The organism is Mycolicibacterium sp. MU0053, from assembly GCF_963378095.1.
Classification (GTDB): Bacteria; Actinomycetota; Actinomycetes; order Mycobacteriales; family Mycobacteriaceae; genus Mycobacterium; species Mycobacterium burgundiense.
Genome location: NZ_OY726397.1, coordinates 2,104,154 through 2,128,601 on the forward strand (window position 1 = coordinate 2,104,154; position 24,448 = coordinate 2,128,601).

Genomic DNA, 24,448 nt, shown 5'->3' on the forward strand with positions numbered 1-24,448 from the left:
ATGGACAGTAGTGACAGGATGTTCCCGCTGACGCGGGGCCAATTGGATATATGGCTTTCTGAGGAAACCGGTCAGTGCGGTGCCAAATGGAACAATGGCATGCTGGCACGGATCGACGGGCCGCTCGACGTCGGCTTGCTCGAGCAAGCCATCAGGCATGGAGTGGACGAGGCCGAACCGCTCAGGGCCGTCTTTTTCGAAGTCGACGGTCAGGTCTTTCAAAAGGTGGTCGAGCACCCTGAGATAGCGCTGACGATTTACGACCTGACCGGCACGCAAGACCCGGTGCAGGACGTTTACCGCCGTATCTCGGCGATCCACAGCGTGCCGATGCCGCTCGATGGTCCGCTGTTCAAATTTGTGCTGCTGCGGACGCGGCCGGACGAGCTGTATTGGTTTGTCTGCTGCCATCACATTGCGATAGACGGCATCGGCATGGCCACCCTGTGCCATCGGATCGCCGGCATCTATTCGGCGATCGCCACCGGTGCCGAGATTCCCCCGCCCATTTTCGGATCGTTGCGTAGCCTGATCGACTGCGAGTTGGAATACGAGGCGTCCGACGAATATCTCGACGATCAAGCCTATTGGGCTGAGAACGTGCCCCTCGACACCGACAGCCGCTATGGATTCCCGTCGGGAATTGCGGGTCGGCAGCGCGAGTACGTGCCGTCCCCGCCCGTTGAATTGGATCAGTCAATCGTCGCCAAGGCACGCGAGTTGTCGCACGAGTTGGGGGTGCGGCGAGCCGCGGTGATCACAGCGGCGTGCGCGCTATTGGTGCGCGGACAAGACGCCGGTGCCGGCGAGATTGTGTTCGATTTTCCGGTGAATAGGCGGGTGAGTCCACAGGCGGCGATGGTGCCCGGGATGGTCTCCGGGGTAGTGCCATTAGTGTTGAAAGCATCGCCGCGGGCGACGGTGGCCGCCTTCTGCGAGCAGGTGGACCGGCGGATCCAAGAAGCGCTGCGTCATCAACGTTTCCCGGCGCGCGCTATTGAGAACCGGGCGCGTGTCCAGGATTCCGGGCGGCCGTCCAAGCGGGCGGTCATCAATTTCATTCCGACCGCACGCCTGGCCGATTTCGCCGGTGCGTCCGGCTCGGGGACCGTGACCCATACCGGCATGTTGGATCAATTCGGTGTGGCCATCATCAGAAACGACGAACAGCTCTTCCTCAGCACCACCGGGGTGGGGCAAATGTTTGCCGGCTGCGATGCCCGCGACATCGCACACCGGCTGGAACGGGTGCTCGAGGCGATGACCGCCGATCCGGCGCGCTTGCTCTCGGAGATCGATGTACTCGACGGGAGCGCGCATACCCAACTGGCTGGTTGGGGTAATCGGGAAGCATTGACCCGGCGCGCGACCGCGGACTCGATCCCAAGTGTGTTCGCCGAGCAGGTGTCTCATTTCTCGGGGGCCGTCGCGGTCAGCTGTGCCGGTGCGCACGTGTCGTACCGGCAGCTGGACGAGGATTCGGATCGGTTGGCGCACAGGCTGGTCGAGCTGGGTGTGGGCCCGGGCGACCGGGTGGCTTTGCTGCTGCCTCGATCCGTCGGGGCGATCGTCGCGATACTGGGCGTGCTGAAATCGGGCGCGGCGTACGTGCCGATCGACCCGGCCGTGCCCGATGCACGGGTGGAGTTCGTGCTCGGTGATGCCCGACCGGTAGCGGCGGTGAGCACCGCGGCCCTGGCCGACCGGTTGAGCGCGCACGGGTTTGCGGTCCTCGATATCGATGATCCGGCGCCCGCGGTCGACACCGGTCCCGATTCGGTATTGCCGGATCCGGAACCCGATGACGTGGCGTATCTGATCTACACCTCGGGGACCACCGGCGCGCCGAAAGGGGTGGCGATTCCGCATCGCAACGTCACCAGGTTGCTGGAGGCGATAGACACCCGCCTGGACATGTCGGCGAATCAGGTGTGGACGCAGAGCCATTCGTTGGCGTTCGACTTCTCGGTGTGGGAGATCTTCGGCGCGCTGCTGCACGGCGGGCGGTTGGTGGTGGTGCCGGAGGCGGTGGTGCGCTCGCCCGAGGAATTCCACGATTTGCTGGTCGCCGAACGGGTCAGCGTCCTGAGCCAGACCCCATCGGCGTTCGATGCGCTGCAGGCCATCGACGAAGCCCAGTTCGAAAGGGGGCGCCAACTCGCCCTTGAGGTGGTGGTGTTCGGTGGGGAGGCGCTGGAACCGGTTCGGCTGCGAGGGTGGCTGGACCGGCACCCGCATTCGCCGCGCCTGATCAACATGTACGGGATCACCGAGACCACGGTGCATGCCTCGTTCCGTGAGATCGGCGCGGCCGACGTCGGGGACATCACCAGCCCGATCGGGGTGCCGCTGGCCGATCTGGCGTTCTTCGTGCTCGATGACTGGTTGCGGCCGGTGTCGCCCGGGGTGGTCGGCGAGTTGTATGTCGCCGGCCCGGGTCTGGGCGCCGGATATGTGGACCGCGGGGGGTTGACCGCCTCGCGCTTTGTGGCGTGCCCGTTCGTCGTTGGGGGAGCAGCCGGGCAACGGATGTATCGCACCGGGGATCTGGCGTGGTGGGACCCGGACGGTCAGCTCCGGTATCTGGGCCGGGCTGACGAGCAGGTCAAGATCCGCGGGTACCGCATCGAGCTCGGCGAGATCCAGTCGGTGCTGGCCGATTTGGCCGGCGTCGAGCAGGCGGTGGTGATCGTGCGGGAGGACCGTGCCGGCGACAAGCGTCTGGTCGGTTACATCACCGGTGCCGCGGACCCGGCCCAGCTGCGCGCCGCCCTGGCCCAGCGCTTGCCCTCATACATGGTCCCCGTCGCCGTGGTGGTAATGGAGGCGTTGCCGTTGACGGTCAACGGCAAGCTCGACACGCGTGCGCTGCCGGCTCCGGAATACCGTGACACCCAGCGCTATCGGGCGCCGGGCAACGCGGTCGAGGAGATCCTGGCCGGTATCTACGCCCACGTGCTGGGCGTGGAACGGGTCGGCATCGACGACTCGTTCTTCAACCTCGGCGGCGACAGCATTCTGGCCATGCAGGTGGCGTCGCGGGCCCGGGCAGCGGGCCTGGTCTGCCGACCTCGCGACATCTTCGTGCAGCAGACGGTCGCCCGCCTGGCCGATGTGGTCGGGGTGGCCGGCGACGCCACCGTCGTGATCGACGAGGGCGTGGGTCCGGTCGTGGCGACCCCGATCATGCGGTGGCTGAGGGGGTTTGAACGTCCCGACTGCGGCGTCGACGAGTACAACCAGACCGTGTTGCTGCAGGCTCCCACGGGGGTGACCGAGACAGACGTGCACGTGCTTGTGCAGGCCCTGCTGGATCGGCACGGGATGCTGCGCCTGCGCGCCGTGGCCGACGGCCCCGACGGCTGGGCCCTGACCGTGCCCGAACCGGGGGCGGCGGATGCGTTGGGCTGTGTGCGCACCGCGCCCGTGCTCACCGCGGAGGCGTTGGCGGCGGCGCGATCCCGGTTGGACCCGGCCAATGGGGTGATGGTGAGTGCGCTGTGGGTGGTCGGCGCCGGCCAGCTGGTGTTGATGATCCACCATCTGGCCATTGACGGAGTGTCGTGGCGGATCCTGTTGGAGGACCTCAACACCGGGTGGACCCAACTTCGCCGGGGCGAGCCCGTGGCCCTGCCGGCCGGCGGGACGTCGTTCGCGCGCTGGTCCGGATTGCTGGCCGAACACGCCCGTCAACCCGACGTCCTGCGCCTGGCGCAGGCATGGACGACGGTGTCGGCGACCCCGGCCGCCCTGCCGCCGACCCGGCCCGACCTGGACACCTATGCCAACGCCGGACGATTCAGCGCGGACCTCGACGCCGAGACGACGCGGCTGGTGCTCGGCGAAGTCCCCGCGGCGTTCCACCTCGGTGTGCACGACATCCTGTTGATCGCGTTCGCACTGGCGGTGGGGGAGTTGTCCGATGACCCCACCGCGCCGATCGGTATCGACGTCGAGGGCCACGGCCGGCACGAGGAACTTGCCGAGGTGGATCTGTCCCGCACCGTGGGCTGGTTCACCGCCAAGTACCCGGTCGCGCTGCGGATCGGCGGGGTGCGCTGGTCCCAGGTGCTGACCGGTGACTCGGCACTCGGTGCCGTGGTCAAGGACGCCAAGGAACAACTTCGAGGGTTACCCGACGGCCTCACCTACGGCCTGCTGCGCTATCTGAATCCCGACGTGGACCTGGCCGGAGCCGACCCGTCGATCGGTTTCAACTATCTGGGCCGCTGGGGTGGGCCACCGGCCGAGCACTCCGAGGATGCGTGGCGGCTACCCGCAGATGGCCTGTCGGTGAGCGGTATCGGGGCGGCGGTGCCGATACCGTTGGCGCACGCGGTCGAACTCAACGCGGCCACGGTCGATACGGACACCGGCCCCCGGCTGCGCGCCGACTGGACTTGGGCGCCGTCGGTACTCGACGCCGCGCGCATCGACCGGCTCGCTCGGTTGTGGTTCGAGGCGCTGGCCGGGATCTGCGCGCACGTGCAGGGCGGCGGAGGCGGATTGACACCCTCCGATATCGCACCGGCCCGGCTGCGTCAACGGCAACTCGACGAGGTGCAGGCCCAGTTTTCGGTCGCCGATGTGCTGCCGCTGACCCCGCTGCAGCAGGGCCTGTTGTATCACGCCGGCACCGCCCAGGGGCCCGCCGACGATGTGTACGCGATGCAATTGGACATCGCGTTGCGGGGTCCGCTCGACCGCGGCCGACTGCGTGACGCCGTGGGGGCCGTCCTTCGCCGCCATCCCCAGCTCGCGGCCCGCTTCTGCACACAGTTCGATGAGCCGGTCCAGGTGATCCTCACCGATCCCGTTGCGGCGTGGCGCGATATCACCGTTGGTGCCGAGGGGTCGGAGGCTCGCCTTCAGCAGGTGAGCGCCGCCGAACGCGCCGCGGTCTGCGCTCTCAGCGACCACGCGCCGTTCCGGGTCGCGCTGCTGCGCACCGGACCGGACCAGCACCGCTTCCTGCTCACCGCTCATCACATCGTGCTCGATGGCTGGTCGATGCCGATCCTGGTGCACGAGATCTTCGCCCACTATGCCGGGCGGCGACTGCCCGCCGCCGGGTCGTACCGCAGCTTCGTCAGCTGGCTTGCCGAGCGTGACCGGACCGCCGCCGAGGATGCCTGGCGTGCGATGCTGGCCGGATTCGACACGCCCACCCTGGTGGGCCCCGCGGACCGGACCACGCCGGGACGACGCGGCGTGGAATCCTTCCGGCTTCCCACCGAAATCACGCAATCCCTCGGCGAATTGGCGCGCGCTCGTCGCACCACCGTCAACATCGTGCTGCAGGCCGCCTTCGCGCGGCTGTTGTGTTGGCTTACCGGTCAGCACGACGTCGCGTTCGGCACCACGGTCTCCGGCCGACCGGCCGAACTGATCGGCGCGGACGCCATGGTCGGGCTGCTGATCAACACGGTGCCGGTGCGGGCCGCCCTGACGCCGACGACCACCACCGCGGACCTGTTGGACCAGTTGCAAGGTGCCCACAACGAGACGCTGGAACATCAGCACCTGGCGCTCAGCGACATTCACCGCATCACCGGTCAACAACGGTTGTTCGACACCCTGCTCGTGTTCGAGAACTACCCGATCGACACCACCGCACCGCTCGGCGTCGACGGTCTGCGAATCGCCGAGTTCGCCTTCCGCGAATCCAACCACTATCCGCTCGCCGTCCAGGTGCTGCCCGAGGATCAACTGGGCCTGCGCGTCGAATACGACAGTGCGATCTTCGATCAGGCCGGGGTGGCGGCGCTCATCGAGCGACTCAAGCGGCTGCTGGTGGTCATGACCTCCGACCCCGAGCGACCGCTGTCGGAGGTGGACCTGCTCGACGCCGGGGAACGCGTACGCCTGGATGGGTGGGCCAACCGGGCGGCGCTGGCATCGCCGGAGTCCGTCCCGGCACCGATCCCGGAATTGTTCACCGCGCAGGTGGCCCGCACGCCCGACGCCGTGGCGCTGACCTTCGAGGGACGGTCGATGACGTTCCGCGAACTCGATGCGGCCGCGAATCGGGTCGCACACCGGTTGGTCGGTGCGGGCGTGGGCCCCGGACAGGTGGCGGCCCTGATGTTCTCCCGGTCCGCCGACGCGATCGTGGCCATGCTCGCGGTGTTGAAGACCGGGGCCGCGTACCTGCCGATCGACCCGGCGCTGCCGCTCGCGCGCATCGAGTTCATGGTCGCCGACGCCGCGCCCGTCGTCGCGATCGTCCAGCCCGGCGCGGCCGGGCGCTTCGACGGAATGGCGGTGCGGGTCGTCGAGTTCGACGAGATCGCGACCGACGGCGGCGATTTCGCGCCCGGGACGGCCCTGCCGGGGCCGACGCCCGACGACATCGCTTACATCATCTACACCTCGGGCACCACCGGTGTGCCGAAAGGTGTTGCCATCCCGCATCGCAACGTGCCCGGGTTGTTCGGTGCGCTCGGCGCCGGGCTGCCGGCGGGACCGGGGCAGGTATGGACCCAGTGGCATTCCTATAGCTTCGACGTCTCGGTGTGGGAGATCTTCGGGGCGCTGTTGCACGGGGCGCGGCTGCTGGTGGTCCCCGAGGAGGTGGCGGCCTCGCCCGCGGATTTCCACGCGCTGCTGGTGGCCGAACAGGTCAGCGTGCTGAGCCAGACCCCGTCGGCGCTAGCGCTGCTGTCCCCGGACGGACTGGAGTCGACGGCATTGGTGGTGGCCGGCGAAGCCTGCCCCGCCGAACTGGTGCAGCGGTGGGCGCCCGGACGGGTGCTGATCAATGCGTATGGACCCACCGAAGCCACGGTGTACGCCTCGATCACCGCACCGCTGACGCCGGCGTCGGCGGTGCCGATCGGCGCTCCGGTCACCGGGAACGCGTTGTTCGTCTTGGACGCCTGGCTGCGGCCGGTGCCGCCGGGGGTGGTCGGCGAATTGTACGTGGCCGGACGCGGTGTGGGGTACGGGTATTGGCGCCGGTCGGGTCTGACCTCGGCACGATTCGTCGCCTGCCCATTCGGTGCACCCGGGACCCGCATGTACCGCACCGGCGATCTGGTGCGGTGGGATGCCGATGGGCAGCTGCAGTATCTGGGCCGCGCCGACGAGCAGGTCAAGATCCGTGGTTACCGCATCGAGTTGGGCGAGATCCAGTCGGCGCTGGCCGATTTGGAGGGCATCGAGCGGGCCGTGGTGATCGCGCGCGACGACGGTCCCGGCGGCACTCAGCTGATTGGCTACTTCACCGGCGACGCTGATCCGGCCCGGATCCGCGCTCAGCTGGCCGAGCGGCTCCCGGCCTATATGGTGCCGGCCGCGGTGCTGGCGATCGACGCGGTGCCGTTGACGGTCAACGGCAAACTCGACGCCCGTGCCCTGCCGGCACCGGACTTCGCCGCCACCGATCGGTACCGGGCCCCGTCGAGCCCGGTCGAGGAGATCCTCGCGGCCGGCTTCGCCGCGGTGTTGGGCCTGGAGCGGGTCGGCGTCGATGATTCGTTCTTCGACCTGGGTGGGGATTCGCTGTCGGCGATGCGGTTGGTCGCGGCCGTCAACGCGGGGCTGGATGCCGCTCTGGTGGTGCGCACGTTGTTCGAGGCGCCCACGGTGGCGCAGCTGGCACCGCGGCTCGGCGGACAACGCGCGGCGCGAACGCCGTTGGTGGCCGGCGAGCGGCCGGCGGTGGTGCCGTTGTCGTTCGCGCAGTCCCGGTTGTGGTTCCTGGATCAGCTGCACGGCCCGTCACCGGTGTACAACCTGACCGCCGCGTTCCGGATCGACGGGATGCTCGACGCCGGGGCGCTGAGGGCGGCGTTCGCCGATGTGGTGGCTCGCCACGAATCCCTGCGCACGCGGTTCGGCGCCCCCGACGGCATTCCCCGTCAGCTCGTTATCCCCTCGGATCAGGCCGAATTCGGCTGGGACGTGGTCGAGGCCACCGGCTGGAGCGAGGACCAGCTGCACCGGGAGATCGCGCACGTGACGCGGCATGCGTTCGATCTGGCCGCGGAAATACCGTTGCGGGCCCGGCTGTTTCGGGTCGCCGACGACGAGCATGTGTTGGCCGCGGTGGTGCATCACATTGCCGCCGACGGTTGGTCGGTCGCGCCGCTGATCACCGATTTGGGTCTCGCGTATGCGAGTCGATGTGCCGGGCGGGCCCCGAACTGGGCACCGTTGCCGGTGCAGTACGTCGACTACACACTGTGGCAGCGCGCGCAGCTGGGCGAGCTCGACGACAGCACCAGTCCGATCGCCGCGCAGCTGTCCTACTGGGAGCAGGCGCTGGCTGGGCTGCCGGAGCGGATCGCGTTGCCGACTGACCGGCCCTATCCGCCGGTGGCCGATCAGCGCGGCGCGACCCTGGATCTGGATTGGCCGGGCGAACTGCAGCAGCGGGTGGGCGAGGTGGCCCGCGAGCACAATGCGACCAGCTTCATGGTGGTGCAGGCCGCGCTGCTGACCGTGCTGGCCAAGCTCAGCGGCAACTCCGATGTGGCCGTGGGTTTTCCGATCGCGGGCCGGCGCGATCCGGCGTTGGACGAGTTGATCGGGTTCTTCGTCAACACCCTGGTGTTGCGGGCCGACCTGGCCGGGGATCCCACCGTGGCGGAGGTGTTGGCTCAGGTGCGCGAGCGCAGCCTGGCCGCCTACGAACACCAGGATGTGCCCTTCGAGGTGCTCGTCGAGCGGCTCAACCCGACCCGGTCGTTGACCCATCACCCGCTGGTGCAGGTGTCACTGGCCTGGCAGAACGCGCCCGGACTCGACAGCAACGGCCCCGCGGCCGCGCTGGCATTGGCCGACCTGCAGATCACCGGGTTGCCGGTAGCGAGCCACACCGCCCGGATGGACCTGCATTTCGCATTGTCGGAGCGGTGGACCGAATCCGGTGCCCCGGCCGGCATCGGCGGGACGGTGGAGTTCCGCACCGACGTGTTCGACCCCGCCACCGTCGAGACCCTGATCGGCCGGCTGCAGCGGGTGCTGACGGCCATGACGTCGGACCCGACGACGCCGGTGTCGTCGGTGGACCTGCTCGATGACGCCGAGCATGCCCGACTCGACCTGATCGGCAACCGCGCGGCCCTGACCGCACCGACCCCGGCCGCGTCCGGGGTGTCGGTCCCGGAGCTGTTCGCCGAGCACGTGGTGCGCACGCCGGAGACCGTCGCGGTCACCTACGGAGATCGATCGCTGACCTACCGGGAGCTTGACGAGGCCGCAAACCGGGTGGCCCACAGACTGATCGAACAGGGTGCCGGCCCCGGGCGGTGTGTCGCGTTGCTGCTGCACCGCTCCGCGGACGCGATTGTCGCGATCCTCGGGATCCTCAAGACCGGCGCCGCCTACCTGCCGATCGACCCGACCGTGCCCGACGCACGGCTGGAGTTCGTCCTCGCCGACGCCGCGCCCCGGTGTGCGATCACCGCCGCCGACCTCGTCGAGCGGTTCGACGGGCGGGGACTGGCGGTGATCGACATCGGCGCCGAATCCGAATCCCGCGAGGTCCACAGCGGTCCACCGCTCGCCGCAAGCCCCGCCGACATCGCGTATCTCATCTACACCTCGGGCACCACCGGGGTGCCCAAAGGTGTTGCGATCAGCCACCACAACGTCACCCAGCTGTTGGCGTCCCTCGATGCTGGGCTGCCGCGCCCCGGGGTGTGGCCGCAGTGCCATTCGCTGGCCTTCGACGTCTCGGTGTGGGAGATCTTCGGCGCCCTGCTGCGGGGCGGACGGGTCGTGGTCGTGCCCGAGGAGGTGACGGTCGCACCGGAAGACTTCCACGCGTTGCTGGTTCGCGAAGGCGTCGACGTCCTGACCCAGACGCCGTCGGCGGTCCGGGCCCTGCCGCGGACGGGGCTGGAATCGGCGGCGCTGGTCGTGGTGGGCGAGGCGTGCCCGCCGGAGGTGGTGGAGCATTGGGCACCGGGGCGGGTGATGATCAACGCTTACGGTCCCACCGAAACGACGATGTGTGTGGCGATCAGTGCGCCGCTGACACCCGGGGCGGGGGTGCCGATCGGGGCGCCGGTGGCGACCGCGGCGCTGTTCGTGCTCGACGAGTGGTTGCGGCCGGTGCCCGCCGGGGTGGTCGGTGAGCTGTACGTGGCCGGCGACGGCGTGGCGTGCGGGTATCTGGGCCGCCCGGACCTGACCGCCGCGCGGTTTGTGGCGTGCCCGTTCGGGGCGGCGGGTCTGCGGATGTATCGGACCGGGGATCTGGTGAGTTGGCGTCCCGATGGGCAGTTGCAGTATCTGGGCCGCGCCGATGATCAGGTCAAGATCCGTGGTTACCGCATCGAACTCGGTGAGGTCCAGGCCGCGCTCGCCGCGATCGAGGGCGTCGCGCAGGCGGTGGTGATCGCCCGTGAAGACCCGCCGGGCACCCAACGCTTGGTGGGCTATGTCACGGGTGCTGTCGATCCGGTCGAGGTGCGTGCGGCGTTGGCCGATCGGTTGCCGCCGTACATGGTGCCCGCCGCGGTGGTGGTGTTGGACGGGTTGCCGTTGACGGTCAACGGCAAGCTCGACACCCGCGCGTTGCCGGCCCCGGATTATCAGGACACCGAGCGGTACCGCGCCCCGGCCGATGCGGTGGAGGAGATCCTGGCCGGCATCTACGCCGAGGTCCTCGGGTTGGAGCGGGTCGGTGTCGATGATTCGTTCTTCGATCTGGGCGGCGACAGCATCCTGTCGATGCAGGTGGTGGCCCGGGCCCGGGCCTCGGGTGTGGTGTGTCGGCCCCGCGACATCTTCGTCGAGCAGACCGTGGCCCGGCTGGCGCAGGTGGTTGGGGTGACCGACGACGACGGCGGCCCGGTCGACGAAGGGGTCGGCGCGGTCCCGGTGACCCCGATCATCGAATGGCTGCGCGGGATCGAACATGCCGGCGGCGCGGTCGACCAGTTCAACCAGACGATGGTGGTCCAGGCTCCGGCCGGGACGGCCCAGGCCGACGCGGTGGCGATGTTGCAGGCCCTGCTGGATCGGCACGGCATGCTGCGGCTGCGCGTCGACGCCGACAGCGAGACCGGCCGATGGTCGCTGACGGTGCCCGACCCGGGCAGCGTCGACGCCGCCGCGTGCATCGAGGCGGTGGATGCGCTCACCGACGCCGCCCTGGTGCGGGCCCGGTCCCGGCTGAGCCCGGCCGCCGGGCGGATGATCAGCGCGCTGTGGGTGGCCTCCGAAGCACTGCTGGCGGTCAGCATCCACCACTTGGCGGTCGACGCGGTGTCGTGGCGGATTCTGCTCGATGACCTCAACACCGTGTGGTCCCGGCGGCGTCGCGGGCAGCCGGGCGCACTGCCACCGGCGGGGACGTCGTTCCAGCGGTGGGCGACGCTGCTGACCGAGTACGCCGGTCGGTCCGAGTTGCTGGGCCTGGCGGACACCTGGAACCGGGTGGCCTCGGCGCCGCCCGCGTTACCGGCCCCCCAACCCCAGGTGGACACCTTTGCCACGGCCGGGCACCTTTCGGTGTCGCTGGATGCCGACCTCACCCGAATGCTGCTCGATGAGGTGCCGACCGCGTTCCACGCCCGGACACCGGACATCTTGTTGATCGCCTTCGGGTTGGCGGTCGCCGAATTCGCCGGCGGCGTCGGCGGGCCGATCGGCATCGACGTGGAGGGCCACGGCCGCGATGAGGCCTTGAGCCCCGAGGTGGACCTGTCCCGCACGGTGGGGTGGTTCACCGCGAAACACCCGGTGTTGCTGGACTTCAGCGGGCTGCCCTGGCCCCAGGTGGTCGCCGGTGACGAGGCGCTCGGCGCGGTGTTCAAGACGGCCAAGGAACAGCTCCGGGCCCTGCCCGACGGGTTGACCTACGGCCTGTTGCGCCACCTGAACCCCGACGTCGAGCTGACCGGACCGGACCCGAGCATCGGCTTCAACTACCTGGGCCGGGTGGGCAACCAGGCCGGCGCCGACAGCGACGATCAGTGGCGCATCTGGCCGGCCGGACTCGAGTCGACCCGAGCGAGCGCAGCGGTACCGATGCCGTTGCCGCACACCGTGGAACTCAACGTCGTGGCCGTCGACGCCGGCGCCGAACCGCGGCTGCGCGCGGACTGGACCTGGGCGCTGACCGCGCTCGACCACGCCCAGGCCCGCCGCCTGAGCCAACTGTGGTTCGAGGCCCTGGCCGGCGTGTGCGCACACGTGCGAAGCGGCGGTGGCGGTCTGACACCGTCGGATATCGTTCCCGCCCGCCTGACCCAGCAACAGATCGACGAGCTCAAGCGGCAATACCGGATTGCCGACGTGTTGCCGTTGACCGCGCTGCAGCAGGGATTGGTGTTCCACAGCAGCACGGCCCACGACGCCCACGACGATCTGTACGTGGTGCAACTGGACATCGCCGTGACCGGCGCGCTCGATGAGCACCGGCTACGCGAAGCCGTGCACACCGTGGTCGGGCGCCATCCGCACCTCGCGGCCCGGTTCTGCACCGAGTTCGACGAACCCGTGCAGGTCATTCCCGCCGACCCGGAAATCGGGTGGCGGTACGTCGAATTGGATTCCGGCGGCTCGCAATCGGACGTCGAGGAGCAGATCCGCCGGGTCTGCGCCGACGAGCGCGCCGCGGTCTGCGATCTGAGCCGACCGCCGGCGGTTCGCGTGACGCTGATCCGCAGCGCACCCGACCGGCACCGGTTTGTGCTCACCAATCACCACATCGTGCTGGACGGCTGGTCGCTGCCGATCCTGTTGCAGGAGATCTTCGCCGGCTACCACGGCCACCGGCTGCCCGCGGCCGCGCCCTATCGCAGCTTCATCACCTGGCTGACCGCCCGCGACCAGGACGCCGCCCGGACCGCCTGGCGCGAGGTACTCGCGGATTTCGACGTCCCCACTCTGGTAGGGCCACCGCAGAATCCGGCGCCGGGATCGCGCGGTGTGCTGTCGCATCGGGTGGCCGAGTCGACCACGCGGGCGCTGCACGAACTGGCCCGCTCCCGACACACCACCGTCAACACCGTGTTGCAGGCCGCCTGGGCGGTACTGCTGACCGCGCTCACGGGCCAACCCGATGTCGCCTTCGGTGCCGTGGTCTCGGGACGGCCGGCCGAGGTGCCCGGAGCCGAGTCGATGGTGGGACTGCTGATCAACACGGTGCCGGTCCGCGCCGCGACCACGGCCGCGACCAGCACCGTCGACCTGCTCGAGCAACTGCAACGCGCGCACGCCAAAACCCTTGAGCACCAACATCTGGCTCTCAGCGAGATTCACCGCAGCACCGACCACGACCGCTTGTTCGACACCCTGTTCGTGTTCGAGAACTACCCGGTGGACCCCGGCATGCTGGCGGGTTCCGACGGCCTGCGGATCACCGAGATCAGCAGCCACGAGTCCACCGACTATCCGCTGACCATGCAGGCCATCCCCGAGGATGCGCTGCGCCTGCGCGTCGAATACGACACCGAGATCTTCGACCCCGCCGAAATCGACGCGGTGGCCCGGCGGTTCGAGACGGTGTTGGCCGCGATGACCACCGATCCCACGTCGCCGTTGTCGGCGATCGACCTGCTCGACGATACCGAACGCGACCGGCTCGCCGAGGTCGGCAACCGGGCGGTGTTGGCCGCCCTGCCCGCCACACCATCGGTGCCGGACTTGTTCCGGGCGCAGGTGTCTCGCGCCCCGGGCGCGGTGGCGCTGGTCTGTGGTGAGCGATCGCTGACGTACCGCGAACTGGAGGAGTCCTCGAACCGGTTGGCGTGGCTGCTGATTGCCCGCGGAGTGGTTCCGGGCGATCGGGTGGCGGTGATGTTTCCGCGGTCGGCCGAGGCGATCGTGGCGATCCTGGCGGTGCTCAAGACCGGTGCGGCATATCTGCCCATCGATCCGGCGCTGCCGGCCGCCCGCGTCGACTTCATGCTGACCGACGCCGTGCCGGTGGCGGCGGTGACCACCGCCGCATTGGCGCCCCGCTTCGACGGGTTCGACTTGCTGGTCCTGACGATCGAGGACCCCGCCGTGGCCGGGTACGCCCACACGTCGCCGCCGGCCCCGCACCCGGACGACATCGCCCACATCATCTACACCTCGGGCACCACCGGAACGCCCAAGGGCGTCGCGGTCACGCAGCGCAACGTGACGCAGCTGTTCGATTCGCTGCAGATCGGCGTGCCGCTGGAGCCAGGGCAGGTGTGGACGCAGTTCCATTCGTATTCCTTCGATTTCTCGGTGTGGGAGATCTGGGGTGCCCTGCTCTACGGCGGGCGGCTGGTGGTGGTGCCCGACGCGGTGCTCCGCTCCCCGGAGGACTTCCACGCGCTGCTGGTGCGCGAACGGGTCACGGTGTTGACGCAGACCCCGTCGGCGGCATCGGTGCTGGCGGTGCCGGGCCTGGAGGCGGCCGCGCTGGTGATCGGGGCCGAGCCCTGCCCGCCGGAGTTGGTGGACCGCTGGGCGCCGGGGCGGGTCATGGTCAACGTCTACGGTCCCACCGAGACGACGATGTGGTTGTGCGCCAGCGCGCCACTGGCGGCGGGCACGGGATCGCCGCCGATCGGGTCGCCGACGGCCTGGGCGGCGTTCTTCGTGCTCGATCCGTGGCTGCGCCCGGTGCCGCCGGGCGTGGTCGGCGAGTTGTACCTCGCCGGGGCCGGTGTCGGCGTGGGCTATTGGCGCCGTGCGGGTTTGACCGCGGCCCGATTCGTGGCGTGCCCGTTCGGGGAGCCCGGCGCCCGGATGTATCGCACCGGGGACCTGGTGCGGTGGCGCGCCGACGGACAACTGGACTACCTCGGCCGCGCCGACGAGCAGGTCAAGATCCGCGGCTATCGAATCGAGCTCGGCGAGATCCAGTCCGCATTGACCGCCGTCGACGGCGTCGAGCAGGCCGCGGTGATCGCCCGCGAGGACCAACCGGGGGACAAGCGCCTCGTGGGCTATGTCACCGGACGCGCCGACCCGGTCGACGTGCGCGCCGCACTGGCCGAACGGCTGCCGGGTTACATGGTTCCCGCCTCGGTCGTGGTCCTGGCCGAGTTGCCGGTGACGGTCAACGGCAAGCTCGACACCCGTGCGCTGCCGGCCCCGGACCACCACGTCGGAGCCGAGTACCGCGCCCCGTCGGGTGGGGTCGAGGAGATCCTCGCCGGGATCTTCGCCCGCATCCTGGGCGTGGAACGGGTCGGCGTCGATGACTCGTTCTTCGATCTGGGTGGGGATTCGGTCTCGACGATGCGCCTGGTCTCGGCGATCAACGCCGCCTTGGGCACCGACCTCGCGGCCCGCGCGGTATTCGAGGCGCCCACGATCGCCGAGTTGGCACCGCGTCTCGGCGACGGTGCGGGTCGGCTGGAGCCACTGGTGGCCCACGAGCGACCCGCGGTGGTGCCGCTGTCGTTCGCCCAGACCCGGCTGTGGTTTGTCGACCAATTGCAGGGCCCCTCACCCGTTTACAACATGCCGGTGGGTCTGCGGCTGCACGGGCGGCTCGATGCCGAGGCGCTCGGCGCCGCGCTGGCCGATGTGATCGCCCGACACGAGAGCCTCCGCACAACGTTCGATGCACCCGACGGAACACCCCGGCAGGTGGTGGGTCCGGTCGACCACGTCGACTTCGGTTGGGACGTCATCGACGCGGCCGGCTGGTCGGCGAGTCGACTCGAGGAGGCCCTCGCCGCCACGGCGCGGTACAGCTTCGACCTGTCCGTCGAAATACCGCTGCAGGCAACGTTGTTCCGCGTCACCGAGACCGAACACGTCCTGGTCGCCGTGGTGCATCACATTGCCGCCGATGGCTGGTCGCTCACCCCGCTGGTGCGCGACCTCAGCGTCGCCTATGCCAGCCGGTCTCGGGGCCGGGCCCCGGACTGGGCGCCGCTGGCCGTGCAATACGTCGATTACACGCTGTGGCAGCGCGCGCAACTCGGTGACCTCGACGACAGCGACAGCCCCATCGCCGCGCAGCTGTCCTACTGGGAAGACGCGCTGGCCGGACTGCCCGAGCGGTTGGCGCTGCCCACCGACCGGCCCTATCCGCCGGTGGCCGATCAGCGGGGTTCCACCGTGGCGGTGCAGTGGCCGGCCGAACTGCAGCAACAGGTGCGGGCGGTGGCCGGTGAACACAACGCAACGAGCTTCATGGTCATGCAGGCCGCACTCGCGGTGCTGCTGGGCAAGCTCGGCGCCAGTTCCGATGTGGCCGTGGGATTCCCGATCGCGGGTCGCCGCGATCACGCGCTCGATGAACTGGTGGGCTTCTTCGTCAACAATCTGGTGCTGCGCGTCGACCTGAGCGGTGACCCCACCGTGGCGGAGGTGTTGGCGCAGGTGCGCACCCGCAGCCTGGCCGCCTACGAACACCAGGATGTGCCCTTCGAGGTGCTCGTCGAGCGGCTCAACCCGACCCGCAGCCTGACCCACCACCCCCTCGTGCAGGTGGCGCTGGCCTGGCAGAACCTGCCCTGGCAGGACACCGGCCCGACCGACGGCCTGCGGCTGGGCGACGTCGAGGTCACCCCGCTGCCGATGCAGACCCAGACCTCCCGGATGGACCTGACGTTCTCCCTCGGGGAGCGGTGGAGTCCGACCGGTGAGCCGGCCGGGATCGCGGGGGCGGTGGAATTTCGCACCGACGTGTTCGACCCGGCCAGCGTCGAGACGTTGATCGAGCGGTGGCGCCGGGTGCTGACCGCGCTGACTTCCGATCCCGGCCAGCGGCTTTCGGCCCTCGATCTGCTCGACGAGACCGAGCGCGCCCGGGTGGACCGGTGGGGTAACCGGGCGGTATTGACCGCGCCCGTCCCGGCCGCGATGTCGGTGCCGGCCCTGTTCGCCCGACAGGCAGCGCGCGCGCCGGAGGCGGTCGCGATCAGCTTCGCCGGCCGGCAACTGACGTACCGGGAACTCGACGACGCCGCGAATCGGCTGGCGTACAGGCTGTCCTCCCAGGGGGTGGGGCCCGGCACCTGCGTGGCGCTGTTGTCGGAACGCTGCGCGAATGCGGTGGTCGCCATGCTGGCGGTGCTCAAGAGCGGGGCCGCATACCTGCCCATGGACCTCGCCCTGCCCGATGCGCGAATCGAGTTCATGCTCACGGATGCGGGCGCGACCGCGGCGATCACGGGCACCGGTCTGGCCGACCGGGTACGCGGATACGACCTGCTGGTGATCGACGCCGACGAGGTCGCGGCGTCGGCCACGGACGGGTGGGCCGGCGCCGGCACCACACTGCACGCACCGACTCCCGACGATATCGCCTACATCACCTACACCTCGGGCACCACCGGCGTCCCCAAGGGGGTGGCGATCACCCACCGCAACGTGACCCAGCTGTTGGGCTCGCACGACACCTTCCTGGCGGGGCAGGCCTGGACACAATGGCATTCGTATTCGTTCGACGCCTCGATCGAAGAGATCTGGGGCGCGCTGCTGCACGGCGGGCGGTTGGTGATCGTGCCGGAGTCGGTGGCGCGGTCACCCGAGGACCTCACCGCGCTGCTGGTGGCCGAACGGGTCACGGTGTTGAGCCAGACCCCGTCGGCGGTGGCGATGCTGTCGCCGGAGCGCCTGGGGTCACTCGCGTTGCTGGTGGCCGGCGAGCGCTGCTCCGCCGAGGTGGTGGAGCGTTGGGCGCCCGGCCGGCTGATGGTCAACGCGTACGGTCCGACCGAAACCACGGTGTGCGCGTCCAGGACTGCGCCCCTGACCGCCGGCTCGGGTGCACCGCCGATCGGCGCACCGGTGCCGGGGGCCGCGCTGTTCGTGTTGGACACCGCGCTGCGCCCGGTGCCGCCGGGCGTGGTCGGTGAGTTGTATGTGGCGGGCCGCGGCGTCGGCGTCGGCTATGTGAGTCGGGCCGGGCTGACGTCGACGCGGTTCCTGGCGTGCCCGTTCGGCGCCCCCGGCCAGCGGATGTACCGGACCGGGGACCTGGTGCGCTGGGACGCCGATGGGCAGCTGCGGTATGTGGGCCGCGCCGACGAGCAGGTCAAGCTTCGCGGTTACCGCATCGAGTTGGGCGAGATCCAGTCGGCGCTGGCCGATTTGGAGGGTGTCGAGCAGGCGGCTGTGATCGCCCGCGAGGACCGGCCCGGCGACTCCCGCCTGGTGGGCTATGTGACCGGCACCGCAGACCCGGCCAAGATGCGGACCCAGCTGGCCGAGCGGCTGCCGGCCTATATGGTGCCGGCCGCGGTGGTGAAGCTGGCGACGTTGCCGTTGACCGCCAACGGCAAACTCAACACGCGCGCCCTGCCGCCGCCCGAGTATTCCGACATCGACCACTACCGGGCCCCGGCCACCCTCACCGAGGAGATTCTCGCCGGCATCTACGCTCGCGTGCTGGGGGTGGAGCGGGTCGGCGTCGATGATTCGTTCTTCGATCTGGGTGGGGATTCGCTGTCGGCGATGCGGTTGGTCGCGACCGTCAACGCGGGGCTGGATGCCGCTCTGGTGGTGCGCACGTTGTTCGAGGCGCCCACGGTGGCGCAGCTGGCACCGCGGCTCGGCGGGGACGGAGACCGACTGGACCCGTTGGTGGCCGGCGAGCGGCCGGCGGTGGTGCCGTTGTCGTTCGCGCAGTCCCGGTTGTGGTTCCTGGATCAGCTGCAGGGCCCGTCGCCGGTGTACAACATGCCCACGGCGCTTCGGCTCCGCGGCGCGCTGGATGCCGAGGCGCTGGGGGCGGCGCTGGCCGATGTGGTGGCCCGCCACGAGACGCTGCGCACGCTGTTCCCGGCCGTCGAGGGCGTGCCGCGCCAACTCGTCGTGCCGCCCGCGGCCGCGCAGTTCGGCTGGGAGGTCGTCGAGGCCGCCGGTTGGTCGGCGGACCAGCTGGACCAGGGGATCAGGCAGGCGGCGCGGCATGCGTTCGACTTGGCCGCCGAAATACCGTTGCGGGCCCGGCTGTTTCGGGTCGCCGACGACGAGCATGTGTTGGCCGCGGTGGTGCATCACATTGCCGCCGACGGTTGGTCGGTCGCGCCGCTGATCACCGATTTGGGTCTCGCGTATGCGAGTCGGTGTGCCGGGCGGGCCCCGAACTGGGCACCGTTGCCGGTGCAGTACGTCGACTACACACTGTGGCAGCGCGCGCAATTCGGCGAGGTGGACGACAGCGGCAGTCGCGTCGCCGCCCAAGTCGCCTACTGGCAGGACGCGCTGGCCGGGCTGCCGGAGCGGATCGCGTTGCCGACCGACCGGCCCTATCCGCCGGTGGCCGATCAGCGCGGCGCGACCCTGGATCTGGATTGGCCGGGCGAGCTGCAGCAGCGGGTGGGCGAGGTGGCCCGCGAGCACAATGCGACCAGCTTCATGGTGGTGCAGGCCGCGCTGCTGACCGTGCTGGCCAAGCTCAGCGGCAACTCCGATGTGGCCGTGGGTTTTCCGATCGCGGGCCGGCGCGATCCGGCGTTGGACGAGTTGATCGGGTTCTTCGTCAATACCCTGGTGTTGCGGGCCGACCTGGCCGGGGATCCCACCGTGGCGGAGCTGTTGGCTCAGGTGCGCGAGCGCAGCCTGGCCGCCTACGAACACCAGGATGTGCCCTTCGAGGTGCTCGTCGAGCGACTCAACCCGACCCGCTCGCTGACCCATCACCCGCTGGTGCAGGTGTCACTGGCCTGGCAGAACGCGCCCGGACTCGACAACGCCGCCGGCGGGCCGGCATTGGGGGATCTCGAGGTCACGCAGCTGGCGGCGGATACCCACACCGCCCGGATGGACCTCAGCTTCTCCCTGGCCGAGCGGCGGAGCGGTGCCGGTGCCCCGGCGGGGATAGCCGGGACGGTGGAGTTCCGCACCGACGTGTTCGACCCCGCGAGCATCGAAACCCTGATCGAGCGCTTCGAACAGGTGTTGACGGCGATGACCGCCGATCCGCAGCTGCGGTTGTCCTCGATCGACGTGCTCGGTGCCGAGGAGCACGCGCGCCTCGCCGAACTCGGCAATCGGGCGGCGGTGACCGGGCCCACCGGTCCGCCGGTCTCGGTTCCGACGCTGTTCGCCGCGCAGGTGGCGCGCGCCCCGCACGCCGTCGCGGTCACCGATCAGGGGCGTTCGCTGACGTATCGCGAACTGGACCAGGCCGCAAACAGGTTGGCGCACAGGATCATCGCGCAGGATGCCGGCCCCGGAGGGTGCGTCGCGCTGCTGCTGGAACGCTCCGCGGAGGCGATTGTCGCGATGTTGGCGGTACTGAAGACCGGGGCGGCGTATCTGGCCGTCGACCCGGCGGTACCCGCGGCCCGAATCGACTTCATGCTGTCCGATGCCGCGCCGGCGGTCGCGATCACCGTCGCCGGTTTGGCCGACCGGCTGGCCGGGCGCGGCCTCCCGGTCATCGACATCAACGACGCCAACGACGCCGCGCTCGCGGACCCGCCCGCACCGGCGGAGCCAGCACCCGAGGACATCGCGTATCTCATCTACACCTCGGGTACCACCGGGGTGCCCAAGGGCGTGGCCGTCACCCACCACAACCTGACGCACCTGGCGCGTTCCACCCCGCACGACCTGCCGCCCGAACAGGTGTGGACGCAATGCCATTCCTACGCGTTCGACTTCTCGGTGTGGGAGATCTGGGCGGCCCTGTTGGGCGGGGCCCGGCTGGTGGTGGTGCCCGAGTCCGTCGCGGCGTCCCCCGACGACTTCCATGCACTGCTGCAACGCGAGCGGGTCAACGTCCTGACCCAGACGCCGTCGGCCGTGGCGGCGCTGTCCCCGGCGGGGCTGGACTCGGTGGCGCTGCTGCTCGGGGGTGAGGCCTGCCCGGCCGATGTCGTGGACCGGTGGGCGCCGGGCCGAGTGGCGATCAACGCCTACGGTCCCACCGAGATCACGGTGTACGCGTCGATGAGCGCGCCGCTGCTGCCCGGGTCGGGGGTGCCGATCGGGGCGCCGGTGGCGACCGCGGCGCTGTTCGTGCTCGACGAGTGGTTGCGGCCGGTGCCCGCCGGGGTGGTCGGTGAGCTGTACGTGGCCGGCGACGGCGTGGCGTGCGGGTATCTGGGCCGCCCGGACCTGACCGCCGCGCGGTTTGTGGCGTGCCCGTTCGGGGCGGCGGGTCTGCGGATGTATCGGACCGGGGATCTGGTGAGTTGGCGTCCCGATGGGCAGTTGCAGTATCTGGGCCGCGCCGATGATCAGGTCAAGATCCGTGGTTACCGCATCGAACTCGGTGAGGTCCAGGCCGCGCTCGCCGCGATCGAGGGCGTCGCGCAGGCGGTGGTGATCGCCCGTGAAGACCCGCCGGGCACCCAACGCTTGGTGGGCTATGTCACCGAAGCAAGCACCGGTACGGTGGATTCGGCGGCACTGCGTGCGGCGTTGGCCGATCGGTTGCCGCCGTACATGGTGCCCGCCGCGGTGGTGGTGTTGGACGGGTTGCCGTTGACGGTCAACGGCAAGCTCGACACCCGCGCGTTGCCGGCCCCGGATTATCAGGACACCGAGCGGTACCGCGCCCCGGCCGATGCGGTGGAGGAGATCCTGGCCGGCATCTACGCCGAGGTCCTCGGGTTGGAGCGGGTCGGTGTCGATGATTCGTTCTTCGATCTGGGCGGCGACAGCATCCTGTCGATGCAGGTGGTGGCCCGGGCCCGGGCCTCGGGTGTGGTGTGTCGGCCCCGCGACATCTTCGTCGAGCAGACCGTGGCCCGGCTGGCGCAGGTGGTCGGCGTGACCGACGACGACGGCGGCCCGGTCGACGAGCATGTCGGACCGGTGCCGCCGACGCCGATCATCCGGTGGCTGCGCACCGTGACCGGACCGGTCGACCAGTTCAACCAGACGGTGGTCGTGCAAGCGCCCGCGGGGGTCACCACGGCCGAGGTGGCGGCCGTTCTGCAGGCTCTGCTGGATCGGCATGCCATGTTGCGACTGCGCGCCGAGGCGGCCGGGGCCGAGGACTGGTCCCTGCAGGTGCCGGAGCCCGGCACCGTCCGGGTGCGGCTGGAAACGGTCGAGGCGTTGTCGGCCGAAGCGTTGACCGCGGCCCGGTCGAGGCTCGATCCGTCCGCCGGGACGATGGTCAGCGCGGTGTGGGTCCCGAAAACCGGCCAACTGGCCCTGATCGTTCACCACCTGGCCGTCGACGCGGTGTCGTGGCGAATTCTGCTGGAAGACCTCAACATTGCCTGGGCACAGCATCGCCGAGGCGAACCGGTGGCGTTGCCGGCCACCGGAACCTCGTTCGCGCGGTGGGCCGCGCTGCTGACCGAACACGCGCAATCCGCGGCGGTGGTGGCGCAGGTCGACGCGTGGCGCTCAGTGCTGGCGAGCCCGTCGGCGCTGCCGGCCGCGCAACCGGATTCGGACACCTACGCCACCGCCGGGCAGCTGACCGCGGCCCTGGACGTCGAGACCAGCCGCGCCCTGCTCGGCGAAGCCCCCGCGGCGTTCCACGCCGGGGTGCAAGACCTCCTGCTGATCGCGTTCGGATTGGCGCTGACGCACTTCCTGGACACCACCTCGGCGGTGGCCATCGAGGTCGAGGGGCACGGCCGCGACGATGACCTCGCACCCGGCGTCGACCTGTCTCGGACCGTGGGCTGGTTCACCACCAAATACCCGGTGGCGCTGAGAACCCGCGGCGTGCACTGGCCCCAGGTGGTCGCCGGTGACCCGGCACTGGGCACCGTGCTCAAGGACGCCAAGGAACAACTGCGCACCCAACCGGACGGGCTGACCTACGGTCTGTTGCGTTACCTGAACCCGGGCGTCGAGCTGACCGGACCGGAACCGAACGTCGGCTTCAACTACCTGGGCCGGCTGGGCGGGGCCGGTGCGCCCGACGCGCAGCTGTGGCAGGTCAGCCCCGACGCCGCGGCGTTCACGGCGGCGGCCGCGGCCACCCCGATGCCGCTGGGCCACACCGTGGAACTCAATGCCAGCACCGTCGAGACCGCGGACGGGCCGCAGCTGCACGCGGCCTGGACCTGGGCGCCCTCCGCGCTGGACGCCGCGCGGGTCGGCCGGCTCAGCGAGCTCTGGTTTGAGGCACTGCGCGGCATCTGCCGTCACATCCGCCAGGGTGGCGGCGGTCTGACCCCGTCCGACCTGGTCCCGGCCCGGCTCACCCAACCTCAGATCGACGAACTGAGCCAGCATCATTCGGTTGCCGACGTGTTGCCGTTGACGCCCCTGCAGCAGGGGCTGCTGTTCCACGCCAACGCCGCCCGCGGCGCCGAGGACGACGTGTACGCAATGCAACTCGACGTCACCGTCACCGGACCCCTGGATCCGGACCGGCTGCGCGGCGCCGTGCAGACCGTGATCGCCCGGCATCCCAACCTCGCCGCGCGGTTTTACCAGGAGTTCGACGAACCGGTGCAGATCATCAGTGCCGAGCCGACCGTTCCGTGGCAGTACCACGAGGTGACCTCCCACCCCGATCACGACGAGCAGATCCAGCGGCTGTGCGCTGCCGACCGCGCCGCGGTGTGCGATCTGGTCCATCAGTCGGCGTTCCGGGCGTCGTTGATCCGCACCGCCGACAGCGAGTACCGATTCGTGTTGACCTATCACCACATCGTGCTCGACGGCTGGTCGCTGCCGATCCTGCTGCGGGAGATCTTCGCCGGCTACCACGGGCAGCGGCTGCCGACCCCGGGTTCCTATCGCAGATTCGTCACCTGGCTGGCCGACCGGGACGTCGCGGCCGCCCACGAGGCCTGGCGTGACGTGCTGGCCGAGTTCGACGTTCCCAGCCTGGTCGCGCCGGGCCGGTCGCAGCCGGGACGGCGCGGCACCGAATCATTCCGACTCTCCGCCGAAATAACCGGTGCCGTAACCGAATTGGCGCGCAGTCAGCACACCACCGTCAACACCGTGCTGCAGGGGGCCTGGGCGCAGCTGCTGATGTGGCTCACCGGCCAGCACGACATCGCGTTCGGCGTCGCGGTGTCCGGCCGCTCGGCCGAGGTGGCGGGTGCCGACGCCATGGTCGGCCTGCTGATCAACACCGTGCCGGTGCGCGCCCACATCACGCCGTACACCACGGTCGCCGACCTGCTCGACGCCCTGCAGCGCTGCCACAGCGACACCCTGGACCATCAGCATCTGGCGCTGAGCGAGATCCACCGTGCCACCGGTCACGACCAGCTCTTCGACACCCTGTTCGTGTACCAGAACTACCCGGTGGACAGCGCGGCCCTGCACGCCACGGGCGAGTTGGCCATCACCGACGTGACCGGGCGCGAGTACAACCACTATCCGCTGACCATGCAGGCGATGGCCGGCACCGAACTGCTGCTCCGAGTCGAATTCGACACCGAGGTGTTCGACGCCGAGGGCATCCACAAAATCCTCGACCGGTTCCAGCGGGCGCTGGCGGCGATGACCGCAGATGTCACCCGGCGCCTGTCCGCCATCAACCTGGACGACGCCGAGGAACGGGCGGCACTGGAGGGATGGGGTAACCGGGCGGCCTTGAAGGGGGGAACCGATGTCGATTCTGGAGTCGTTCGCTGAGCAGGTCGCCAGCCGCTCGGGAGCGGTCGCG

1 protein-coding gene is annotated in these 24,448 nt (G+C 69.9%); it reads left to right on the forward strand.

Features of this window, described 5'->3' with window-relative positions:
• Entirely contained in the window at positions 1-24,417 is a 24,417-nt protein-coding gene (locus RCP80_RS09785; protein ID WP_308482141.1) for a non-ribosomal peptide synthase/polyketide synthase, read from the forward strand.
• The last annotated feature ends 31 nt before the right edge of the window (positions 24,418-24,448 follow it).

Coding starts and splice junctions, on each gene's coding strand:
- RCP80_RS09785 (WP_308482141.1), top strand. CDS start 1: ATGGACAGTAGTGACAGGATGTTCCCGCTGACGCGGGGCCAATTGGAT.